Source organism: Prosthecobacter sp., assembly GCF_014879935.1.
Lineage (GTDB): Bacteria > Verrucomicrobiota > Verrucomicrobiia > Verrucomicrobiales > Verrucomicrobiaceae > Prosthecobacter.
The window spans coordinates 1-2,735 of record NZ_JACSRD010000053.1; the positions used below are offsets into that span (position 1 = coordinate 1).

Below are 2,735 nucleotides of genomic sequence, written 5' to 3' on the forward strand. Positions count from 1 at the left end.
TCACCCGCATCCTCTCCCGGCCTTCAAAGGCCGGGCAACGAGACGGCTGCCGCTCTGCGGCAGAGGTTTCAAACACGGCCTGGGTCGTCGGGTGTGTTTGTTACTGGCCTGTCGTCTTGTTGAGGAAATCCAGGCTCGGGATCAAAAACTGATAGCTGTGGTCGTTTGCCTTGAGGTTGTAGCGTGCCACAAACTGCCGCATGCCGATGTAAACGTTTTCTGATTTGGCGTCCACAGTGATGGAGTTGACTGGCAGCCATGTCCACTCCGCACGGGGGACCAGAATCTCCATTTTCTTATCGAGGGAGACGGCGAGCAGCATGCTCATCGTCGCAATGCAAAAGCGTCCGTCGTCCAAAACGGTAATGGCCTGGCCACACCCTGGCAGCTCAACGAATGTCGCAGCGGTCCATTGATTACCGTTGTGGCGGATTTCGATCAACGTACCGTCATCCATACCCAAATGGGCCAGGCCCTCGACGGCAAAGATGCGTTCTTTGTGAACGATGAATTGATTCACCTGATCGTCAGAAATCTTGGAGCGCTGCTTTCCATCGATGGCATACCACCAGAGGGCCGCGCCAAACTCTCCCCGGTTGTAGCCTGCCAGCCAGCCGTCGTTTACGTTGAGAACTTGGACGGGGGCAACCGATGGCAGACTACCCAGAGGCATCTCCATGGAAAATGAAGGTCGGTTTGCCTCGGGAGTTTCGTTTCTTCCATTGCTCAAAACCGCACGAACAGTCTTCTCCTGGCGTTCGACCGTCCACTCCACGTTTGCTTGATTGGCCCGCTGAAAAAAGACGCCATGGTCTTCATAAGACGTGCGCGGCGGGACGGGCACCTCCTTCCACAAGGCCACGTCGTGTTCATACACTTTGGGCGGTTCGTCCGCTGCAAGGCACATGCTGGTGGCTGCGAGGAGGGAAATGGCGATGCGTTTCATGGTGGCATTAGGAAAGGGCGGAGTGCGGGCTCTCTTTGCCCGCTGCTGAACCGGAGCGGACAAAGAGTGTCCGCGCTTCCTTCAGTTACAACCTCCTCAATCCATCCTCTGTCATCGCACATGGGATCGCTTCGTCGATGGCATCAATGCGGGCCAGAGTCTCGGCGCTGAGGATGAGATCGCGGGCCTGCAAGCTTTCCTCGAACTGCGCGATCGTGGTGGCTCCGACGATGGTGGAGGCTACAAAGTCATGCTGCCTGCTCCAGGCCAGCGCCAGCGCGGTCACGCTGACGCCGAGGTCGGCGGCGATGACTTGCAGCCGTGCCGTGACTTCCAGTGTGCGCTCATTCACAAAGCGGGCCGCCATGCGTTTCTGCCGCGGTTGGCCATTTTCGATGTACTCGGTGAATCGCGCCCCTTTCGGCAGCGCACCGCCATTGTATTTGCCGGTCAGCACTCCACCGCCGAGCGGCGAGTAGGGCAGCAGGCTCACGTTTTCTTTGCGGCAGACCTGGGCCAGTTCGCTCTCGCAGCGGCGGTTGATGAGGGAGAAATTGTTCTGCACGGTCATCATGCGGGCGAGGCCATGCTTTTCGGCTTCCCAGAGGTTTTTCATCACGCCCCAGCAGGTTTCGTTGCTGCTGCCCCAGGCGCGGATCTTGCCCTGGTCGATCAGCGTGGTCAAAGCCGTCAGCGTTTCCTCCTGCTCCATGCCATGATCCGGCCAATGCGTCTGATACAGGTCGATGTAGTCCGTTTGCAGGCGGCGCAGGCTGTCCTCGCAGGCCTGGAAGATCTGCCGACGGTCCAGCGCCGTGAAACCACCGCGCACCGGCGGCCGGAACCAGCCATGTCCGGGACCGGTGACCTTCGTGGCAACGACGAGCTCGCCCCGATTGCGCCCTTTGAGCCAGCGGCCGACAATTTCTTCGGTGATGCCGAATTTCTCAGCGCTCGGCGGCACGGGATACATCTCCGCCGTGTCAAAGAAGTCGATCCCCGCATCCAGCGCACGGTCCATGATGGCAAAAGACGTCTTTTCATCGGCCTGGAGGCCGAAGGTCATGGTTCCCATGCAGATATCGGTCACGACGATGCCGGAGCGGCCAAGGCGGTTGCGTTTCATTCCCCGACGCTACCGAGAGACCCGCCATGGGCAAAGGGCAAAGACGTGATGGCAGCCATCGGCCCTGCCAGCGTGAACGGGTTCGGAGTGTTCGTGAGGCGGTGATTGAGCGCGGGAGAAGCGATCAGATCATGCCCAGCTTCATCTTGCCTTCGATGCTGATCATGCCCTGGTTCCACGGCGGTTCCCAGACGAGCTCGACGGCGGCGTCGTCCATCTCCTCGATGGTCATGATGCGGCTCTGGGCATCGGCGGCGATGGTGGGCCCCATGCCACAACCGGGGGCGGTGAGCGTCATCTTCACGGTGGCTTTGTTCTTGCCTTCGGGGTCAGCTTCGACCTTGCAATCATACACGAGACCGAGATCGACGATGTTCACCGGAATCTCCGGGTCATAGACATTCTTGAGCTGGTTCCACACCTGGCCTTCGAGATCGCTGATGTCGGCAGGGATGTTCGAGGAGGTGCTCTCCTGCTCCTTTTTCGACGCCTCAGGATCGATGCCGAGGGCGTCGGCATCTCCGGCCTGGATGCGGGCGAGGCCAAAGTCCGTGGCGACGGTGTAGGTGCCGCCGAGGGACTGGGTGATGATCACTTTCATGCCGAGCGGCAGCTTGATGCTGTCGCCACTCGGAATCTGGATGGCATCGACTTCACGTTTGA

3 protein-coding genes are annotated in these 2,735 nt (G+C 59.7%); all 3 read right to left on the reverse strand.

Annotation, left to right across the window (positions count from 1 at the left end; genetic code table 11):
• Positions 1-100: 100 nt before the first annotated feature.
• On the reverse strand, positions 101-946 hold the full coding sequence (locus IAE77_RS01375; RefSeq protein ID WP_294220720.1) for a hypothetical protein: 846 nt from the start codon (positions 944-946) through the stop codon (positions 101-103).
• A gap of 85 nt (positions 947-1,031) precedes the next feature.
• Complete coding sequence (locus IAE77_RS01380; RefSeq protein ID WP_294220722.1) at positions 1,032-2,072, reverse strand: aldo/keto reductase; 1,041 nt, start codon at positions 2,070-2,072, stop codon at positions 1,032-1,034.
• 124 nt (positions 2,073-2,196) lie between these two features.
• A partial coding sequence (gene sufT, locus IAE77_RS01385) for a putative Fe-S cluster assembly protein SufT (RefSeq protein WP_294220723.1) occupies positions 2,197-2,735 on the reverse strand: 539 nt, incomplete at its 5' end.